This is a genomic window from Aphanothece stagnina RSMan2012 (assembly GCF_046764815.1).
In the GTDB taxonomy this organism is placed as follows: domain Bacteria; phylum Cyanobacteriota; class Cyanobacteriia; order PCC-6307; family Cyanobiaceae; genus NIES-981.
Window position 1 is genome coordinate 63,487 of the sequence record NZ_JBKOUC010000006.1, and the last position, 17,279, is coordinate 80,765.

Annotated in this window: 16 protein-coding genes; 6 read left to right on the forward strand and 10 right to left on the reverse strand. The window is 70.6% G+C overall.

Annotated features, from left to right (window positions below):
- The 4 genes from bchL to ACLNEE_RS05640 all read right to left on the reverse strand — a co-directional run bounded on the left by bchL (position 1) and on the right by ACLNEE_RS05640 (position 6,041).
- Positions 1-885 carry a ferredoxin:protochlorophyllide reductase (ATP-dependent) iron-sulfur ATP-binding protein gene (gene bchL / locus ACLNEE_RS05625; protein WP_411424608.1) on the reverse strand — a complete coding sequence of 295 codons (885 nt, stop codon included), beginning with the start codon at positions 883-885 and terminating at the stop codon, positions 1-3.
- 24 nt (positions 886-909) lie between these two features.
- Positions 910-2,580: a ferredoxin:protochlorophyllide reductase (ATP-dependent) subunit B gene (locus ACLNEE_RS05630; protein WP_411424609.1), complete on the reverse strand. Its 1,671-nt coding sequence runs from the start codon at positions 2,578-2,580 to the stop codon at positions 910-912.
- A complete protein-coding gene (locus ACLNEE_RS05635; protein ID WP_411424610.1) occupies positions 2,580-3,884 on the reverse strand; it encodes a ferredoxin:protochlorophyllide reductase (ATP-dependent) subunit N in 1,305 nt (434 codons plus the stop codon). The genes ACLNEE_RS05630 and ACLNEE_RS05635 overlap by 1 nt, the downstream gene beginning before the upstream one ends.
- A gap of 102 nt (positions 3,885-3,986) precedes the next feature.
- Entirely contained in the window at positions 3,987-6,041 is a 2,055-nt protein-coding gene (locus ACLNEE_RS05640) for a transglutaminase family protein (RefSeq protein ID WP_412006882.1), read from the reverse strand.
- Positions 6,042-6,228: 187 nt separating this feature from the next.
- Here ACLNEE_RS05640 and ACLNEE_RS05645 point away from each other — a divergent pair, with 187 nt between their 5' ends.
- Complete coding sequence (locus tag ACLNEE_RS05645; RefSeq protein ID WP_411422347.1) at positions 6,229-7,353, forward strand: potassium channel family protein; 1,125 nt, start codon at positions 6,229-6,231, stop codon at positions 7,351-7,353.
- Positions 7,354-7,384: 31 nt separating this feature from the next.
- Here the strand turns inward: ACLNEE_RS05645 and ACLNEE_RS05650 are convergent, their stop codons facing one another.
- Both ACLNEE_RS05650 and ACLNEE_RS05655 read right to left on the reverse strand, forming a co-directional pair.
- Positions 7,385-7,939 carry a hypothetical protein gene (locus ACLNEE_RS05650; RefSeq protein WP_412006883.1) on the reverse strand — a complete coding sequence of 185 codons (555 nt, stop codon included), beginning with the start codon at positions 7,937-7,939 and terminating at the stop codon, positions 7,385-7,387.
- 64 nt (positions 7,940-8,003) lie between these two features.
- The gene (locus ACLNEE_RS05655; protein WP_411422349.1) at positions 8,004-9,473 is read right to left on the reverse strand and encodes a M10 family metallopeptidase C-terminal domain-containing protein; all 1,470 of its coding nucleotides are present in this window, start codon (positions 9,471-9,473) and stop codon (positions 8,004-8,006) included.
- 128 nt (positions 9,474-9,601) lie between these two features.
- Between ACLNEE_RS05655 and ACLNEE_RS05660 the strand changes: the two genes are divergently transcribed.
- On the forward strand, positions 9,602-9,793 hold the full coding sequence (locus ACLNEE_RS05660; RefSeq protein ID WP_411422350.1) for a hypothetical protein: 192 nt from the start codon (positions 9,602-9,604) through the stop codon (positions 9,791-9,793).
- Positions 9,794-9,865: 72 nt separating this feature from the next.
- Here the strand turns inward: ACLNEE_RS05660 and ACLNEE_RS05665 are convergent, their stop codons facing one another.
- Genes ACLNEE_RS05665 through ACLNEE_RS05675 form a run of 3 tightly spaced genes read right to left on the reverse strand, consistent with a single transcriptional unit; the run spans position 9,866 to position 12,197 of the window.
- On the reverse strand, positions 9,866-10,348 hold the full coding sequence (locus ACLNEE_RS05665) for a YbjN domain-containing protein (protein ID WP_412006884.1): 483 nt from the start codon (positions 10,346-10,348) through the stop codon (positions 9,866-9,868).
- Between the two features lie 34 nt (positions 10,349-10,382).
- Positions 10,383-11,282 carry a trypsin-like peptidase domain-containing protein gene (locus ACLNEE_RS05670; protein ID WP_411422352.1) on the reverse strand — a complete coding sequence of 300 codons (900 nt, stop codon included), beginning with the start codon at positions 11,280-11,282 and terminating at the stop codon, positions 10,383-10,385.
- Between the two features lie 9 nt (positions 11,283-11,291).
- Positions 11,292-12,197 (reverse strand): EamA family transporter, encoded by a 906-nt coding sequence (locus ACLNEE_RS05675; RefSeq protein ID WP_411422353.1) that lies wholly within the window; start codon positions 12,195-12,197, stop codon positions 11,292-11,294.
- A 147-nt stretch (positions 12,198-12,344) separates the two neighbouring features.
- On the opposite strand from ACLNEE_RS05675, the gene ACLNEE_RS05680 reads away from it, so the two are divergent.
- Positions 12,345-13,472, forward strand: coding sequence for a glutaredoxin family protein (locus ACLNEE_RS05680; RefSeq protein WP_411422354.1), 1,128 nt, complete (start codon positions 12,345-12,347; stop codon positions 13,470-13,472).
- On the opposite strand, the gene ACLNEE_RS05685 is transcribed toward ACLNEE_RS05680, so the two are convergent.
- The gene (locus ACLNEE_RS05685; protein WP_411422355.1) at positions 13,450-14,007 is read right to left on the reverse strand and encodes a DUF3122 domain-containing protein; all 558 of its coding nucleotides are present in this window, start codon (positions 14,005-14,007) and stop codon (positions 13,450-13,452) included. The two genes, ACLNEE_RS05680 and ACLNEE_RS05685, sit on opposite strands and share 23 nt — an antisense overlap.
- A gap of 166 nt (positions 14,008-14,173) precedes the next feature.
- Here ACLNEE_RS05685 and psbA point away from each other — a divergent pair, with 166 nt between their 5' ends.
- The 3 genes from psbA to ACLNEE_RS05700 all read left to right on the forward strand — a co-directional run bounded on the left by psbA (position 14,174) and on the right by ACLNEE_RS05700 (position 17,271).
- The gene (psbA, locus tag ACLNEE_RS05690; RefSeq protein WP_411422418.1) at positions 14,174-15,253 is read left to right on the forward strand and encodes a photosystem II q(b) protein; all 1,080 of its coding nucleotides are present in this window, start codon (positions 14,174-14,176) and stop codon (positions 15,251-15,253) included.
- A 139-nt stretch (positions 15,254-15,392) separates the two neighbouring features.
- Positions 15,393-16,001, forward strand: coding sequence for a Tll0287-like domain-containing protein (locus ACLNEE_RS05695; RefSeq protein WP_412006885.1), 609 nt, complete (start codon positions 15,393-15,395; stop codon positions 15,999-16,001).
- The gene (locus ACLNEE_RS05700) at positions 15,994-17,271 is read left to right on the forward strand and encodes an NAD(P)/FAD-dependent oxidoreductase (protein WP_411422357.1); all 1,278 of its coding nucleotides are present in this window, start codon (positions 15,994-15,996) and stop codon (positions 17,269-17,271) included. The genes ACLNEE_RS05695 and ACLNEE_RS05700 overlap by 8 nt, the downstream gene beginning before the upstream one ends.
- Positions 17,272-17,279 lie beyond the last annotated feature (8 nt).

A 17,279-nucleotide genomic window follows, 5' to 3' on the forward strand; every position in this document is an offset into this window, starting at 1 on the left:
TCAGTCGAAGCCGAGCAGGTCGAAGATCTCCCGGTCCTTGAGGGATTCGGCCTCCAGGGGCTCCACGGTCTCGAGCATCGACTGGGCCAGGCGCAGGTATTCGTTCTGGACCGCTTCCACCTCGGGGGTGGGCTCCATCTCGAAGATCGTGCACTTCTTCAGCCGCGAACGGCGGATGGCATCGAGGTCGGGGAAGTGGGCCATGGTCTTCATGCCCACCCGGTCGTTGAAGCGGTCGATCTGGTCGGTGTCCTTCGAGCGGTTGGCCACCACGCCGCCGAGCCGCACCTTGTAGTTCTTCGCCTTGGCCTGGATCGCCGCGATGATGCGGTTCATGGCGAAGATCGAGTCGAAGTCGTTCGCCGTCACGATCAAGCAGTAGTGGGCGTGCTGCAGCGGCGCGGCGAAACCGCCGCACACCACATCGCCGAGCACATCGAAGATCACCACATCGGTGTCCTCCAGCAGGTGATGCTCCTTGAGCAGCTTCACGGTCTGGCCGGTCACGTAGCCACCGCAGCCGGTGCCGGCCGGCGGTCCGCCGGATTCCACGCACTGCACACCGTTGAAGCCCTCGAACACGAAATCCTCAGGGCGCAGTTCCTCGGTGTGGAAATCCACGGTCTCGAGAATGTCGATCACCGTGGGCACCATCTGCTTGGTGAGCGTGAAGGTGCTGTCGTGCTTGGGATCGCAGCCGATCTGCAGCACCCGCTTGCCGAGCTTGGAAAATGCCGCGGAAAGATTGGAGCTGGTCGTGCTCTTGCCGATGCCGCCCTTGCCGTACACGGCGATCACCAGGGCGCCGGTCTCGATGTTGACGCTGGGGTCCTGGTGGACCTGGAGGCTGCCTTCCCCATCGGGACGGCGCAGAGTGGTGGTCATGGGGGAATTCAGGGGGACGGGGGCTCAGGCGGAGAAGTGGGCTTTGGCGGCGTAGAGGGCCTCGCTGTCGATCAGGGCGAGGCCCTGGTCGCGGGCATAGGCCTCGGTGTTGCGGCGCACCTTGCCGCGCACGAAGAAGGGGATCTTGGCCAGTTCGGCCTCGCCGGTCGGGCTCCAGGCTGGTGTGCTGGCCCCGACCGGCGTTCGCTCGCCGCTCTCCCCGGTCTGGTCGGCCGGGGCCCGGCCCGGCGGCGGTGTTTCGGCCTGTGCTGTTTCGGCTTGCGGTGTGGCGGCCTGCGCCGTCGCCGTCTGGCCGCCCAGGTGGCTGCGGTGGCCCTCCACGAATTCGAAGTCGTGGCGGAACATGCCGATCAGGTGTTCCTCCAGGCCCATCATCAGCGGGTGCACCCAGCTGTCGAAGAGCTCATTGGCTCCTTCCCAGCCCATCTGGGGGGCATGGCGGGCCGGCACGTCCTGCACGTGCAGCGGGGCACTGATCACGGCACAGGGAATGCCCAGCCGCTTGGCGCTGTGGCGCTCCATCTGGGTGCCCAGCACCAGCTCGGGCATGGCCTCGGCCATGGCCTGCTCCACCCGGAGGTAGTCGTCGGTGATCAGGGCCTCGAGGCCGAGATCCGCCGCCGCCGCCCGGACCTCGCGGGCCAGCTCGCGGCTGAAGCTGCCCAGACCGACCACCCGCAGGCCGAGCTCCCGGCTCGCCACCCGCGCCGCCGCGATGGCATGGGTCGCATCGCCGAAGATGAACACCCGCTTGCCGGTGAGGTAGGTGGAGTCCACCGAACGGGAATACCAGGGCAGGCGGGAGCGGCGTTCGGCCTCCCGCATCCCCTCGCCCTCCGGGCTGAGCGCAGCAGGCCGCTCCATGCCCAGCCGCTCGTGCAGTTCCCGCAGAAAGTCGCCGGTGGCGCCGATGCCGATCGGCACGGTCTTCACCACGGGCATGCCGAAGTTGCGCTCCAGCCAGCTGCAGACCGGGGCGGCCACCTCGGGGTAGAGGCACACGTTGGCATCGGCGCTGGGCAGGCGCAGCAGGTCGGCGGCACGGGCCCCGAGAGGAGCCACCACGGCCACGTCGATGCCATGCTCGGCCAGCAGGCGGCTCACCTCCCGCACGTCGTCGCGGCAACGGAAGCCCAGCAGGCTGGGCCCCAGCAGGTTCACCCGCGGCCGGCGGCCCTCGGCGCGCCAGCGGTCCGGCGCTGGTTTGGCGCTCCCCGGAGGCGGCACCTCCGATCGGAGCAGCCCCCGGACCAGTTGATAGAAGGTCTCGGCGGCGCCCCAGTTCTCCTTCTTGGAGTAGGCGGGCAGCTCCAGGCTCACCATCGGAATGCCGCCCAGATCCATGCCGGCGGCCAGGGCACCGGGCTGGTCCTGGATCAGCTCGGCGGTGCAGCTCTCGCCCACCAGCAGGGCGTCGGGCCGGAAGCGCTGCACGGCGTCGTGGATCGACCGCTTCACCAGATCGGCCGTGTCGCCACCCAGATCGCGGGCCTGGAAGGTGGTGTAGGTGACCGGGGGACGCTGCTCCCGCCGCTCGATCATCGTGAACAGCAGATCGGCGTAGGTGTCCCCCTGGGGGGCATGGAGCACCAGGTGCACCCCCTCCATCGAGGCGGCGATGCGCAGGGCCCCCACATGGGGAGGGCCTTCGTAGGTCCAGAGCGTGAGTTCCATCAGCTGAAGCGCAGCAGTTCGCGGCGACGCAGGGGGCGGGCGAAGAGTTCGGCCAGATCGCCCGCCTGGTCGCAGCCATGGATCGGGCTGAACACCAGCTCGATCGACCACTTGGTGGCGATGCCCTCCGCTTCCAGCGGATTGGCCAGGCCGAGGCCGCACACCACCAGATCGGGGCGTGCCGCCCGCACGCGGTCGAGCTGGTTCTCCAGGTGCTGGCCCTCGCTGATCGGGGTGCCGGGCGGCAGCAGGGCGAGTTCACCCTCCAGCAGGGCCCGATCCAGGTAGGGCGTGCCCACCTCCACCAGGCTCATGCCGCATTCCCTTTGCAGAAAGCGGGCCAGGGAGAGCTCCAGCTGGGAATCGGGCAGCAGGAAGAGGCGCTTGCCCGCCAGCACCTCCCGGTGGGGGGCGACCGCTCGGCGGCCGCGCTCCACCAGCGGATCCAGCACGGCCGCCACCTGGGCGGGCGGGATGCCGAAGGCCTCGGCGGCCGCCGTCATCCAGGCGGCGCTGCCCTCCACGCCCAGGGGATAGGGGGCCGTGATCAGCTGGCCGCCCCGGGCGGTGAGGGCCCGGGCCGTGGCCGAGAGGAACGGCTGGGCCAGCAGCACCCGGGTGCCGGGGCCGATCGACGGCAGGTCTCGGGACTGGCGGGGGGGAAGGCTGCTCACCCGGGGGATGCCGAGCCGGTGGAACAGGTCCACCAGGCGGTCCTCCACCGCATCGGCCAGGGTGCCCACGATCAGCAGCTGGTCGGCCTCGGTGCCTGGGGGGCTGGCCGGCATCAGCGGCACCATCGCCAGCAGGGCCTGGTCCTCCCCCTGGGTGAAGGTGGTTTCGATGCCGCTGCCGCTGTAGTTCAGCACCCGCACCCGGCCGGCCAGCTGAGCGTTGAGCCGTTCGGCCGCCTTGCCCAGATCCAGCTTGATCACCTCGCTGGGGCAGGAGCCCACCAGGAACAGGGTGCGGATCTCAGGCCGCCGCACCAGCAGGTCGGCGACCAGCCGATCGAGTTCCTCGTTGGCATCGGCCAGGCCGGCCAGGTCCCGCTCCCCCAGGATCGCCGTGCCGAAGCGGGGCTCGGCGAAGATCATCACCCCGGCCGCGCTCTGGATCAGGTGGGCGCAGGTGCGGGAGCCCACCACCAGAAAGAACGCGTCGGGCATGCGCCGGTGCAGCCACACGATCGAGGTGAGGCCGCAGAACACCTCGCGCTGACCGTTTTCCCTGCGCAGCGAGAGCTCCGGGTTCCGCGTCGCCACCGGCGGCGCAGCCGGTTCCACCGATAGAGACCCACCCATGCTGGCGATCTGCCGCAGCGTTACCCACCACTGCTAGGGGAGATCGGCGGCCCCTGCAGCCCTTTGGCGTGGAATTGTTCGGGATCGCGTCTGCTTTGTCATTTATGGGATCGGGAGCGGTGGGCTGAGCGGCAGGCGCAGATCCACGCTGCAGGGCCGGTCGGGATGGGGTTGCCAGGGCGGAGCCTGGGGGCTGGCCAGCGGTTCCGGGGCCATGGGCTCGAAGGCCTGCCCGTCGGCTGGAAGCTGCCACTGGGCGATCGGCTGGTTGCCGGTGGCGGGCAGGAGCTGCAGCACCAGCGGCATGGTCGGGGCGATCCCGGCGTGGAAGCAGGGGTAGAGCCGGGAGGCGCGGTAGCGCACCGCCAGCGGGCCGGGGGTGTCGAGGGGCAGCGGCCGACCGTTGAGCACCAGCCGGTAGGCCTGGCGCAGCGCCGCACTCGCCACGACCTCGAAACGCCGCAGGGAGCCATCGACGAACCGGCTGGTGAAGCCCCCCTCCCGCGGCGTGTCGCAGATCAGGGGCCAGGGCTCCAGGGCCAGTCGAAGCTCGAGCCGGGCCGTGGCCTCACCCTCCCAGCTCAGCAGGAGCGGGAAGCGCCACGCCCAGATCTCGCGGTAGGGATCCGCGTCCAGGGGCAGGCCGGCGCCGGCCAGATCGGCCAGCACCGCTTCGAGATCAGCCCAGAGCTGGCTGGGCAGCAACAGCCGGTCGTGCAGCTCCCTGCCCCAGTTCCGCAGCTGGGCCGGCCGCCGCTCCGGATCCAGCAGCAGGGCCGCCAGGTGAGTCCAGAGCAGGGCGATCGCCGCCATCCAGTCGGGCCGGGGCAGCGACTCGAGGGCCCGGAATTCGATCAGCCCCAGGCAGCCGGCCGGTGCGCCGGGGTTCCAGAACTTGTCGAGGCTGATCTCGCTGCGGTGGTTGTTGCCGGAGCGGTCGGCATGGAGATGGCGCAGGGTCTCGCCGATCAGCTGGCGCTGCTCACCGCTGTGGGCCTCAAGCACGCTGTAGGCGAGCTCCAGGTCGAACAGGTCCCCCAGGGCCTCGTCCGGCCGTGGGGCCTGGGAGGCCGGCCCCACGCCGGAGCCGCTGAACAGGTAGCTGAGGCTCGGGTGGTGCTGGAAGTAGCGCAGGATCCCCACCAGCCAGGCCGGGCGAGGGAAGAACGGGTGGTCCTGCAGATCCCTCCCCCCCCAGAGCAGGTGGTTGCCGCCACCGGTTCCCTCCTCGCCACCACCTGGGGTCTGCTTCCAGCTGCGCAGACCGGCCTCCGCGGCGGCGTCCGCCAGCAGCACGATCCAGTCGCGGTAGGCACTCCAGCTCTCGCAGACCGGCAGGTTGATCTCCAGCACCCCGGGGTCGGCCGTGAGTCCGAGCACGTCCCAGCCCTCGGAGGCATCCACGGGCAGCAGGCCGCTGAAATCCGGGGTGTTCAGCGGAGAGCCGCTGAGCGGACAGCGCGGGATGCCGCTGATCGCGGTGAGCAACGCCTCGGTGGGGCCGCGCTCCAGGGGGGGCAGGAAGATCCCCCAGCCCTCCGCTCCGAAGCCGCCGCTGCCGATCTCCAGGGTGAGCAGTTGGCGGGGGATCTCGGCGGGGAAGTGTTCCAGGGGCAGGCGCAGCCCCGCAGGGCCCTGTGCTCCGGTGAGGCGGCGCTCTTCGGCGGGCAGATCCCAGCGGTGGCTGCGCCACTGGCCGTCCTCCCAGGTGAGGGGGGTGGCCCAGACCGCCCGCTCGGGATCGTCCCCATCGCGGAAACGCTGCGGGTTCAGCTGGATCCCCAGGGCCTCGCCCAGCTGCTCCAGCCAGGCCTCGCCGGCTTCGGCACTGAGGGCCTCCCCCTCGCCGGGGTGTTGGGGCCAGGGGGCGATCGGCCGGCCGTCGAGCCGCGTGACCAGGCGCAGTGCCCAGCGGGGGTTGACCTCCCCTTCGTAGCGCTTGCCGCTGCAGTAGAGGAGCGTGCTGCCGGGCCAGGTGCGTCTCTGGATCGCCGCGGCCATGGCCCGGGCGATCGGCAGCTTGGTGGGGCCATCGGCGGCCACCGACCACTCCAGGCCTTCAGGCTCCACCGGCACGAAGGTGGGTTCGCCGCCGAGGGTCAGGCTGATGCCGGCAGCCTTCAGCCGGGCCTCAGCACGGCTCGCGGCTTCTTCCATCCAGTGCATCAGGGCTGGGGCGGTGCGGGTGAAGGTGGAGGAGGCCGTAGCCCCACACCACGATCCGTCATGGGGCTGCGGATTGCCAAGCTGAGGCGGGATGGGTGGGCCCTTGGGCCCCCTGGCTGGGGCGGGTTTGGGGTTGGTTTAATGACGCAGAGATCCGGATGTCCGGGTCGGGATCCCCATGGCCAGCCTCCGCTGGCGCCCCTGGCGCCGCCGCCCCCCCTCGACGCGGATCCGCCGCCCCTGGCGCGCCCCCCTGGCCCTGGTGCTGCTGGTGAACCTCGCGGCGATGGGCTACCGCCTCACCGAGGGCTGGCCCTGGGCCGATTGCTACTGGATGGTGGCGATCACGATCAGCACGATCGGCTTCGGCGAGGTGCAACCCCTCTCGCCGGCCGGTCGGGTGGTGACCGTGCTGCTCATCCTGGGGGGCCTGGTGGTGGTGCAGATCAGCATCCAGGGGGTGCTGGGTCTCTCCGAATCGGGCTACTTCCGGCGCCTGCGGGAGCGCCGATTCCGCCGCTGGCTCAAGACCATGCAGAACCACGTGATTCTCTGCGGCTATGGCCGCATCGGCCGCGAGATCGCCGAGCAGCTGACCCGGGAGCGGGTGCCGCTGCTGGTGGTGGAGATGGACCACGACCGTCGCATCGCGGCCGAGGACCGGGGCCTCCCCGTGCTGATGGCGGACGCCACGCTGGATGAAACCCTGCTGGAGGCCGGCATCCACCAGTGCCGCTCCCTGGTGGCGGCCCTCTCCAGCAATGCCGCCAACCTCTACGTCGTGCTCAGTGCCCGGGGCCTGGCGCCGAACTGTCGGCTGATCGCCCGCTCCGACAGCGATGAGGCGGAGCGCAAGCTGCGGCTGGCCGGGGCCGACCAGGTGGTGAGTCCGTACGTGAGCGGTGGACGCACCATGGCCGCCACGGCGCTGCGGCCCCTGGCGGTGACCTTCATGGATCTGCTGGCCGGATCCGACTGTGAGGTGGAGGAATTCCGGCTCAGCAGCAATCCCATGGTCCTCGGTTCGCTGAATGGCATGAGCCTGGGCGAACTGCAGCTGGGTCGCCGCACCGGCGCCCTGGTGCTGGCGGTGCAGCCGGGGGAGGCTCCCGTCGCGGGGGGGCTGCAGTACCGCGGTGCGTCCTATCCGGAGCAGGACCGTACCCTGATCGCCAACCCAGGCAGCGACCACCGCCTGGCCCCGGGCCAGATGCTGGTGGTGATGGGCAGCCAGGAGCAGCTGGAGCAGGTGACCAGTCTGCTGGGCGCGGCGCTCGAGAGCGTCGAGCAGATGGCCGGCTGATGCGGCGCCCGCGGCCGCAGCAGCAGGGCGCTCAGCTCTCAGCCTCTTCGAGGATCTGGCGCTGCAGCTCGATCTGGTAGCCCTCCACCATGGCCTCGAGGGCCGCGGCCTCGTGATCATCCACCTGGAGAGCCTCGGCGAGGGTGAGATCGGGCACCTGGGCGGCGCCGATGGCCGTGAGGGCCATCCCCAGGGACGCACCGTCGCGATGCCAGATCGACGCGGCCTCCGCCAGTTTGGTGCGCACCTCCTCCCCCACCGCCTCGCCGCTGCGCTGGGCCAGGGCCACCGCCAGCCGGCGGTCATCGAAGACCGCGGCCGCGGCCAGGTGGGCCGCATGGAGGGCCCCCAGGCTGTAGACGGCCTCGCTGCGGAGCGTCATCAGGCTCTTGGTCATGGCGCGTTCCCGCAGGGTCTGCCACGGCACCGAGGGGGTGGTCTCGGTGCCGGCGGCGGGGGCCCCATCCGGGTCGGCGAGGCTCGGCAGCTTGCGGCTGGCCAGCCCCATCTCCCGGGGGCCGGGGGCGGGATCGAGCCGATCCCCCAGCCGCCTGAACCAACGCCCCAGGGTTGTGCGCATCCCCATGTCCCGCGACCCCAGCAGCTCCTCCCACTCTGGCCGCTCCACGCCAGATCGGCTGGGACGGGCCTCAGAGCACCAGGAAGGCCGGTCGGTTCCCGCCGGCAGCGAAGCTGGCGGCGATCGCCGCGAGGCTGACGCCGGCCAGCCGCACCCTGAACTCTGCGCGGCCGTCGCCGTTCAGATCCCCCAGCAGCTTCGAGGACCCCGGATCGATGCGGGTCTGCCGGAACAACAGTTCCCCGGCCTGGCCGGAGAAGCTGCTCTCCCCGGCGTGCCCGCCGGGGCTGAGCAGCCGGAAGCGGCGGAAGGGCAGGGGTTCGGCGTCGGGCATGCCCGAGAGGTCGATCCGGTCGCGCCGCAGGTCGAAATCCGTGATCACGTCGGAGCTCCGTCGGCCGACCGGGCTGCTGGCGGCGCTGAGGTACAGGAAGCGGTCCCGGCCGCCGCCGCCGCTGAGCCGGTCGGCACCGACTCCGCCGGTGATGACATCAGCCCGCGGGGACCCCTGCAACCGGTCCCGCCGACCGGTGCCGGTGAGGGCGCTGCTGCTCGAGAGACCGTGAACGATCAGCCCCAGGTCAATCGTGGCGGGGGCGCCCGCCTTGCGGGGTGGGATCAGGGGCAGCTGGGTCCCCCCGTAGAGATTCTCCTGGGGGTAGGTGTAGAAGCCCTGCCAGTTCGGTTCCGCTCCATTCGGCTGGGGCCCGATGCCGCCGGCCGAACGGGCGGCGTTGCGCAGCGCGGTGGTGTAGCCGTTCGGTTCGGGGGTGCCGTCCACCGGGGAGGGCAGGCCCGGGGGCAGTCCGCCGTTCCACACGTTGAGGTTGCTCTCCCCCGTGGTGTTGAGATCGGTGCCGTTGAACGGCACCGCCTGGACGAAGCGCCGGATCCCGGCCGGGGTGGTGGGGGGAAAGCCCCCCTGCTGCACCTGCCAGGCGGAGAGGGGGCCGAGGATGCGGTTGCCGCCAGGCCAGATCAGGTCGCCTGGCCGGCCTGCGGCCCGGGGGTTCGTGCCCTGCCCGGCGGCCACGAAGCTCGCCTGGGAGATCAGCTGCTGCTTGACCGCATCCAGGCTGTCGAAGCCGTAGGTCCGCCCACCGCTGCGGAGCTGGATCGGGAACGACCACTCGTTGATGTAGGAGTTGTTGAAACTGAAGCCCCTGGCGTCGTTGGTGAACTCCCAGAAGGAATAGGGCGTGGATCCGCCGGCATCGCTGCCCCCGAACGGGTCGGGAGCGGTGGGGTTCGTGGGGTCGGTGAGGGAGTGGAGCGGTGCCTGGGAGACGTAGAGCCGAACACCGGCGGCGAAGGGCAGCCTCCGGTTGCCGGTGTCGCGGCTGCTGCCCGGCAGGGTGAGGGATCGGGGGTCCTTGGCCAGGGTCCCGGAGCTGATCAGGTAGGGCCTGATCGGATTGGGGGTGCCGGTATCGACGGGGTAGCCCTGGCTGCCGCTGGGCAGGGTGTTGTACTGCCAGATGTAGTAGCGAAGCGGTGCTCCGCTGTGGTTGGTGAGCCGGAGGGTGACCTCAGGGGCCATCAGCGCGCTCCGGATGCATGGAATCCCTGGCGGGCGGCCCGATCATGCCGCGGATTCCGGGTCTACGGGGAACCGCACCCCAGCGCCTCGATCGGCTTTGTAACGTCATGTAAAGACGTGGTTTCGCGATGGACTCCCTCCCCCTTGCCCGCCAGTTCGCCATCGAGGCCCACGCCCGGGCCATCGATTCCTGCGAGAGCATCGACGAGCTGCGCGCCGTGGCGAAGAACCTGCTCCAGGCCTGGCAGCTCCAGGCTTCCGTCAGTGAAGACCTCGTGGCCCAGCTGATGGGACTGCAGCCTCGGCCCCTCGGGCTCTGAACCAGGGTCTCTGAACCTCGGTCTCTGAACTCCCGGGCCGGTTGCCCTCTCCCTGTCCCCCAGGATCCCGCCTCACGCCTGGCCGAGCTTCCTGGCCCCGAATTCCTCGGCAAGGTCGTCATCGCACTGGTCGGCGGCACTCGCCACGTTCAGCAGCATCCGCATGAACCCAGGCGTGTCCAGCTCGGGCAGGGTGCGCTCGGAGGCCACGACCACCCGGTCCTGATCCACGCCGATCGAGCACCCCACCAGAAGCCGGTTGAGTTCCAGGCAGCGTCTGTAGAAGGCCAGCAGGTTGGAGTCCGGCAACCTCAGGATCGCCGAGCGGATCTCCAGGGTCCATTCCTGCAGGATCTCGTTGAGGTGCAGCTCGATCGTCAGCTCGGCGCTGCCCACCTGCAACCCCCAGCTCCAGCCCTCTTCGCCGCTCTCGAGCTCCGCGTCGATCCCCAGGTTGGCCAGCGCGTCGTCCACCAGGTCGACGTAGGACTCCAGGGGTCGGGGTTGCTGGGGCGCCGCAAAGCGCCGCAGCAGTTGCTCCATCAGCCTGGCCACCCTGGCGCCTGCCGCTGTGCCGATTCTGAAGGGCTCAGAGGGCGCTGCCGCAGGTGCTGCAGTAAGGACTCCCGGGCGGGTTCTCGCGGCCGCACACCGGGCAGGGCACCGGCCCGGACCCAGGCTCAGGGGCCGGATCAGGCCTCGGGCCAGCCGGCGCCGGATGGGGCGCGTCCACTGCCCGACCCCCTGAAGCGGGATCCACGCCGTCCACCTTCACGCTGTCCACTTCCACGGCGTCCACCAGGGCGAGCAGCGCGCCGCACTGATCGCAGTAGTGCAGGTCGGCCGAGGCCGCGCCGCAGACGCTGCAGTAGCGACGCTCTCCGGCGCCCAGCTCCTGCCGCACCTGGGCGAACTTCGCGTAGATCACAGCGGCCGGGATTGCGAAGTTGATCCCCTCCGACTCCACCCGGCTGCAGGTGCTCAGCCCCACCAGCTCCCCGCTGGCGTTGTAGATCGGCCCGCCGCTGTTGCCCGGGTTGATCGCTGCGTCGATCTGCAAGTAGGCCTGGCCGTCGATGCGGCGATCGAGGCCGCTCACCACCCCCCGGGTGAGGGAATACTCGAGGCCGTGGGGATGGCCGATGGCGATCACCTCCTCCCCGACCCGCGGCGGTCGGGCCGCCGGCGGGTGGTCGGCGATCAGTCCCCCCCGCACCCGCTGCAGGGCGGCGGCCAGGGCTGGGGGCTCGAGCTGCAGGAAGGCGAGGTCGGCATCGCGGAAGGCGCGCACCACCGGGGTGCGGTGGCCGCTGCCGTCGACGAACCGCACCAGGGCGGTGCTCCAGCCCTCCACCAGGTGGTGGTTGGTCACGATCAGGCCGGAGCGGCTGAGCAGCAGGCCGGCTCCCCGGCCATCCGGCACGTCGATCGCCACCACCGCATCGGCGCGCAGCCGGTAGATCTGCTCGGCGGTGAGCGGTGGGGCCATGGTCCGTCTCTAGCCCAGGGCGCTCCACAGCACGGTGGCGGCACCCAGCACCATCAGGGCCGCCGCCAGCAGGCGTCGTGCCCCGTTGGCCTCGCCCAGGGCCAGCACGCCCGCGCCGCTGCCCAGCAGGGTGCTCAGCCGTTTGAGGGCGATCACGTGCACCACGGCGGTCTGGCTGATCGCCTGCATCTGCCACACGGTGCCCACCGCGCCGGCCGTGCCGGCCAGCAGCAGGGCGACCACGAGCCGGGGGGCGGAGGCCGCCCCGCGGCGTTCGAGGGGTCGGGCAGGGCCGTCCTGCACGGAGAGTGCCAGCAGGCTGCTGCCGATCACCAGCTGCAGCGCCAGCACCCAGAGCAGGCTGCCGCCGGCCCGCACCCCCAGCTTGTCGATGCTGGCTCCCACCCCCCACAGCACGGCCACCAGCAGCATCCAGCGGCAGCCGGGACTCGACCACAGCCGCCGGAGATCCCCGAGTTCCGCCTCCGCGCGACCCCGGCTCTGGCCCAGCAGCAGGGCGCCCATCACCAGCAGCCCCACCCCCAGCACGGCCAGGGGACCAGGCCGTTCGCCCAGCACCCACCACCCGGCCAGGAGCAGCACCAGCGGCGAGAGGTTGATCAGCGGCAGCACCAGGCTGAGGTCCTCCTGGGCGATGGCCCGGCCATAGCTCCAGAAGGCCAGCGCGTTGAGGCTGCCCCCCAGGGCCAGGGCGGTGAGGAAGGCCGGCCAGCCCACTGCCTGGGGTGTGGCCAGCACCAGCGGCAGGAGGATCAGGGTCGCGATGCCGCTGCACAGGCCGATCACCCGCAGGGTGCTCCAGCCCGAGTGACGCAGCACCTGGCGCAGCGCCAGGTCCCGGATGGTTTCCCCCACGGCCGTGCCGAGGGCCAGCAGCACCCAGGGGGCTGCCACCGGCTAGGGCCTTCGCTGGCTATTGCGAGCCGCCACGGTCATGGCTCCCCCTGGATCAGGCCCACTGTCGCCCTCGCGAGCTCCAGCGGCAGCCACACGGAATCTGCACACTGGAGGGTCGGGGTTCCGGCGTGATCACCGAGGGGTATGGCGAAGGACCGTCGTCACCGACTGCTGCTGGCCATCCTGGGCCTGCTGCTGGCCCTGGTGCCGCTGCTGGCCCCGGCGCCCGCCAGGGCCGGCGGACCGGTCCTGGAGGTGTTCGTGCGCGAGGGCTGTCCCCATTGCGCCCAGGCCGAGCAGTTTCTGCCGGAGCTGCGCCAGCAGCGGCCAGACCTCCAGGTCCGGCTGCGACGGCTGGAAGCGGATCCCGCGGCGATCGACGACCTGCTCCGCGCGTCCAGTCAGGCGGGCATTCAGGCGCCCGGGGTCCCCACGTTCGTGATCGCGGGCCAGGTGCTGGTGGGCTTCGATGGTCCAGCGGGCCGTGGGCGGGAGCTGCTCGCCCTGGTCGACCGACAGGCGCCCAGCTCCGCTCCGGTGCGGCTGGGGCCCTTGGGGGCGCTGGATGTGGGCCGGCTGGGACTGCCGCTGTTCACCCTCGTGCTGGGGCTGCTGGATGGCTTCAACCCCTGTGCGATGTGGGTGCTGCTGTTTCTGCTCTCGCTGCTGGTGCACTGGCGCGACCGGCGCCGCCTGGCGTTGGTGGCCGGCACCTTCGTGCTGGTGAGCGGAGCGGTGTACTACGCCTTCATGGCCGCCTGGCTGAACGTGTTCCTGCTGCTGGGGTTCGCCACCTGGCTGCGGCTCCTCCTCGGGGCCCTGGCGCTCCTGGTGGGTGGCGTCAACCTGCTCGAGTTCTGGCGGGAGGGTTCGCGCTTCACCCTGTCCATTCCGGACTCCGCCAAACCGGGGTTGTACGAGCGGATGCGCGCCGTGACGCTGAGCCGCTCGCTGCTGCCCGCTCTCACGGGGGTGGCGGCCCTGGCCGTCGTGGTCAACGGCGTGGAACTGCTGTGCACGGCCGGCTTCCCGGCGGTCTACACCGCGGTGCTGAGTCAGCAGCAGCTCAGCCCGCTCGCCCACTACGGCTACCTGGGCCTGTACATCGTTGGCTACATCGCCGATGACGCCCTGATGGTGAGCCTGGCGGTGCTGGCCCTCGGCAGCCAGCGGCTCACCGAGCGCGCCGGCCGCTGGCTGAAGCTGATCAGCGGTGGGGTGATGGTGGCGCTGGCCCTGGTGCTGCTGCTCAGGCCGGGCTGGCTGCTGTGAGGGCTGCCCGGCCCGCCGGGTTGGGGGGGTCGGCCGTGGCGACGGGGGGCAGCCCATGCAGCGCCAGCACAATCGCGGGAGGCAGCATCACGGGGGTTGTCTGCCCCTGGCCGTCGGTCGGCACCTCCAGCAGCAGCGGCAGCGCCTCGTGGGGCCTGGGTGTCAGGGCGCCGAGGTCGAACTGAGCCGAGCCCGTGGGGATCAGTTCCGTTCCGGCTGGCACCAGTTCCTCGCTGCGGTTCGGCAGGGACCAGCCAGCGCCGAGGCCATCGCGCAGGAGCAGGGGCCGCTGGTGATCCGCGCCCTGGCCCGGCGAGAGGGCCGTGAGGCGCAGCCGCCAACCGGCCGGATGGTTGGGATCGGGTTGCTCGAACAGGGTCAGGCCCCAGCGATGCCCCGAGCCATCGATCAGGGTCCAGTGCTCCAGGTCGGCGGCGGCGCGGGCCGGGAGCGGCAGCAGCAGCAGGCCCACCAGCAGGGCCATCAGCAGGGGCACGACCCGGGCACGCCCCCGCCTTTGCGTGGTTGAAGGCATCATTCGTTTTGCGTCATACACCGGAGTAACGCTAGTGTTATGTAGCGATGACTGGGAGCGATGGCTGGGTCATGCGGCCGGTCGCCTGGTCTGCGGTCCGTTCTCTAGCCGCGTCTGCAGCTCCGGTCTCCCCGTCTCGCCTGTGTCCTGTGCCTCTTCCCTTGCCATGACCACGACCTCCCTCGCTCCCTCCCGGAGCCACCCGTGGGAGTCCTTCAAGGACTGGATCACCAGCACCGACAACCGGCTCTACATCGGCTGGTTCGGCGTGCTGATGATCCCCGCGCTGCTGGCGGCGGCGATCTGCTTCGTGATCGCCTTCATCGCCGCGCCTCCCGTCGACATCGACGGCATCCGTGAGCCGATCAGCGGCAGCCTGCTCGAGGGCAACAACATCATCACCGCCGCCGTGGTGCCCACCACCAACGCCATCGGCCTGCACTTCTATCCCGTCTGGGAAGCCACCAGCCTTGACGAGTGGCTGTACAACGGCGGCCCCTACCAGCTGATCGTGTTCCATTTCCTGATCGGCATCTTCTGCTGGATGGGCCGGGAATGGGAGCTGAGCTACCGGCTCGGCATGCGCCCCTGGATCGCCGTGGCCTATTCCGCCCCCGTGGCTGCCGCCACCGCCGTGCTGCTGGTGTACGCCATCGGCCAGGGCTCCTTCTCCGATGCCATGCCCCTCGGCATCTCCGGCACCTTCAACTTCATGCTGGTGCTGCAGGCCGAGCACAACGTGCTGATGCACCCCTTCCACATGCTCGGCGTGGCCGGTGTGTTCGGCGGGGCCCTGTTCTCCGCCATGCACGGCTCGCTGGTGACCAGCTCCCTGGTGCGCGAGACCACCGAAACCGAGAGCCAGAACCGGGGCTACAAGTTCGGCCAGGAGGAGGAGACCTACAACATCGTGGCCGCCCATGGCTACTTCGGCCGTCTCATCTTCCAGTACGCCTCCTTCAACAACAGCCGCAGCCTGCACTTCTTCCTCGCCGCCTGGCCCGTGGTGGGCATCTGGTTCGCCGCCCTGGCCGTGGTGAGCTTCTCCTTCAACCTCAACGGGCTCAACTTCAACCATTCGATCCTCGATAACCAGGGCCGGGTGATCGACACCTGGGCCGATGTGCTCAACCGGGGCGGGCTGGGCATCGAGGCGATGCACGAGCGCAACGTGCACAACTTTCCGCTGGATCTGGCTCTGGTGCAGGTCGAGCCCGTGGCGCTGCGCGCCCCCGCGATCGGTTAGTGGGACTTTGACCCCCGCCCAGCCGATGGCCGCTCCCAGGCCCGGATCCGTCCGGGCCTTTCTCCCTTTCCCCCCACCACCCCTCGTTGCCCTCGCCATGAACCCTGTGCTGTCCACCCTGCGGAGGGTGGGGCCGCTGATGGCCACCTCCGCCGCCCTCGTGCTGCTCGGAGTCTTCCTGCTGGGCCTGGCTCCCTCCGCCGCCCTGGCGGCGCCGGCGGAAGCCCCGGTGAATCCCGAAGTCCTGGCCAAGGCCGTGGACCTGATGGAGCAGCTCGACCGGATGCGCATCGGCCTGGCGGCCACGCTCGAGGGCAGCACCGAGGAGCCCACCCTGGACACCATGAAGGAGGTGTGCATGCCGGTGGGCCGCCGCGCCGCGGCCATCGGCCAGGAGAACGGCTGGACCGTGCGCCAGGTGGCTACCCGATACCGCAATCCCGACCATGCCCCCGCCAACGCCCAGGAGCGGCAGGTGATCGATCTGTTCTCCCGCCATCCCCAGATCCAGGGTCTGTGGCAGCCCGCCGCCGAGGGCCAGCCCGCCGGGGTGAGCTACTACCGCCGCATCGCTATGCAGCCCAGCTGCCTGGCCTGCCATGGCAGCAAGGACAGCCGCCCCTCCTTCGTGAAGGAGCGCTATCCCCAGGACCGCGCTTTTGACTTCCAGCCGGGGGACCTGCGCGGCATGTACGCCGTGTCCATCCCGGAGGTCACCCAGGCGTTGGAGACCGCCACCGGTGGCTGAATCCCACGTGCGGGTGCTGATCGCCGGCGGCGGCACCGGCGGCATCACCCTGGCCAGCTGGCTGCGCCGCCTCCGCCCCGACCTCGAGCTGGCCGTGATCGAGCCGTCGCCCCATCACGACTTTCAGTCCGGCTGGGTGCTGGTGGCGGGTGGCTTCGTGGATCCGGCCAGCACCCGCCGGCCCGAGGCCGAGGTGATGCCCGCCGGGGTTCACTGGATCCAGGCCGCCGTGGACGCGTTCGAACCGGATCAGAACCGGGTGCGGCTCTCCGACGGCCAGTGCATGGGCTACGACGTTCTGGTGGTGGCGCTGGGGCTCGAACTCCAGTGGAGCACGGTGCCGGGGCTGGCCGAGAGTCTCGGCCGCCATGGGGTGACCAGCATCTACCGCCGCGACCTGGCGGCCCACACCCACCGCTGCCTGCAGGCCTTCGAGGGGGGCACGGCGGTGTTCACCCACCCCGCGACGGCGATCAAGTGCGGCGGTGCCCCGCAGAAGATCATGCACCTCGCCGATCAGCAGTTCAAGGCGCGCAGCGGCGTGGGGGTGCGCTCCCGGCTTGTGTTCTGCACGGCCCAGCCGGCCCTGTTCCCGGTGGAGGCCTACAGCCGCAAGATGGTGGCCATCGCCGATGAGCGCGGCGAGGAGGTGCGCTACCGGCATGAGCTGGTGGCGGTCAACGCTCCGATGCGGCTGGCCACCTTCCGCGTCCAGGAGCCGGGTCAGGCTCCCCGCGAGGAGGAGATCCGCTTCGATCTGCTGCATGTGGTGCCGCCGATGGCGGCGCCGCGGGTGGTGGCCGAGAGCCCCCTGGCCGTGAACCCCGAGCAGGGCTGGGTGGCCGTGGATCCCCGCACCTGCCGGCACCCGCTTTACGCCAACGTGTTCGCGATCGGCGATGTGGGCGACTTCCCCACGGCCAAGACGGCGGCAGCGGTGCGGCTGCAGGCCCCGGTGGTGGCGGCCAACGTGCTGGCGCAGCTGGAGGGGCGGCCCTTGGATCCCGGTTATGGGGGCTACAGCGCCTGTCCGCTGATCACCAGCGACCACAGCGTGATGCTGCTGGAGTTCGACTACACCAACAGACCGGTGAGCAGCTTCCTGGTGAATCCGGTGAAGGAGCGCTGGTTTGCCTGGTTGCTGGAACGCTTCGCCTTCCCCTGGATCTACTGGAACCGGATGCTGAGCGGCCTGCCCCATGAGGGGGCCTACCTGAAGCCCTTCGAGGGCCTGGCCCGCCGGCTGGGGCTGATGCGCTGGCAGGGCTGAGGGCAGCC

Excerpts from the sequence above, each read along its gene's own strand:
- bchL (WP_411424608.1), bottom strand. The coding sequence starts at position 885 with ATGACCACCACTCTGCGCCGTCCCGATGGGGAAGGCAGCCTCCAGGTC.
- ACLNEE_RS05630 (WP_411424609.1), bottom strand. The coding sequence starts at position 2,580 with ATGGAACTCACGCTCTGGACCTACGAAGGCCCTCCCCATGTGGGGGCC.
- ACLNEE_RS05635 (WP_411424610.1), bottom strand. The coding sequence starts at position 3,884 with ATGGGTGGGTCTCTATCGGTGGAACCGGCTGCGCCGCCGGTGGCGACG.
- ACLNEE_RS05640 (WP_412006882.1), bottom strand. The coding sequence starts at position 6,041 with ATGGAAGAAGCCGCGAGCCGTGCTGAGGCCCGGCTGAAGGCTGCCGGC.
- ACLNEE_RS05645 (WP_411422347.1), top strand. The coding sequence starts at position 6,229 with ATGGCCAGCCTCCGCTGGCGCCCCTGGCGCCGCCGCCCCCCCTCGACG.
- ACLNEE_RS05650 (WP_412006883.1), bottom strand. The coding sequence starts at position 7,939 with ATGGGGATGCGCACAACCCTGGGGCGTTGGTTCAGGCGGCTGGGGGAT.
- ACLNEE_RS05655 (WP_411422349.1), bottom strand. The coding sequence starts at position 9,473 with ATGGCCCCTGAGGTCACCCTCCGGCTCACCAACCACAGCGGAGCACCG.
- ACLNEE_RS05660 (WP_411422350.1), top strand. The coding sequence starts at position 9,602 with ATGGACTCCCTCCCCCTTGCCCGCCAGTTCGCCATCGAGGCCCACGCC.
- ACLNEE_RS05670 (WP_411422352.1), bottom strand. The coding sequence starts at position 11,282 with ATGGCCCCACCGCTCACCGCCGAGCAGATCTACCGGCTGCGCGCCGAT.
- ACLNEE_RS05680 (WP_411422354.1), top strand. The coding sequence starts at position 12,345 with ATGGCGAAGGACCGTCGTCACCGACTGCTGCTGGCCATCCTGGGCCTG.
- ACLNEE_RS05685 (WP_411422355.1), bottom strand. The coding sequence starts at position 14,007 with ATGCCTTCAACCACGCAAAGGCGGGGGCGTGCCCGGGTCGTGCCCCTG.
- psbA (WP_411422418.1), top strand. The coding sequence starts at position 14,174 with ATGACCACGACCTCCCTCGCTCCCTCCCGGAGCCACCCGTGGGAGTCC.
- ACLNEE_RS05695 (WP_412006885.1), top strand. The coding sequence starts at position 15,393 with ATGGCCACCTCCGCCGCCCTCGTGCTGCTCGGAGTCTTCCTGCTGGGC.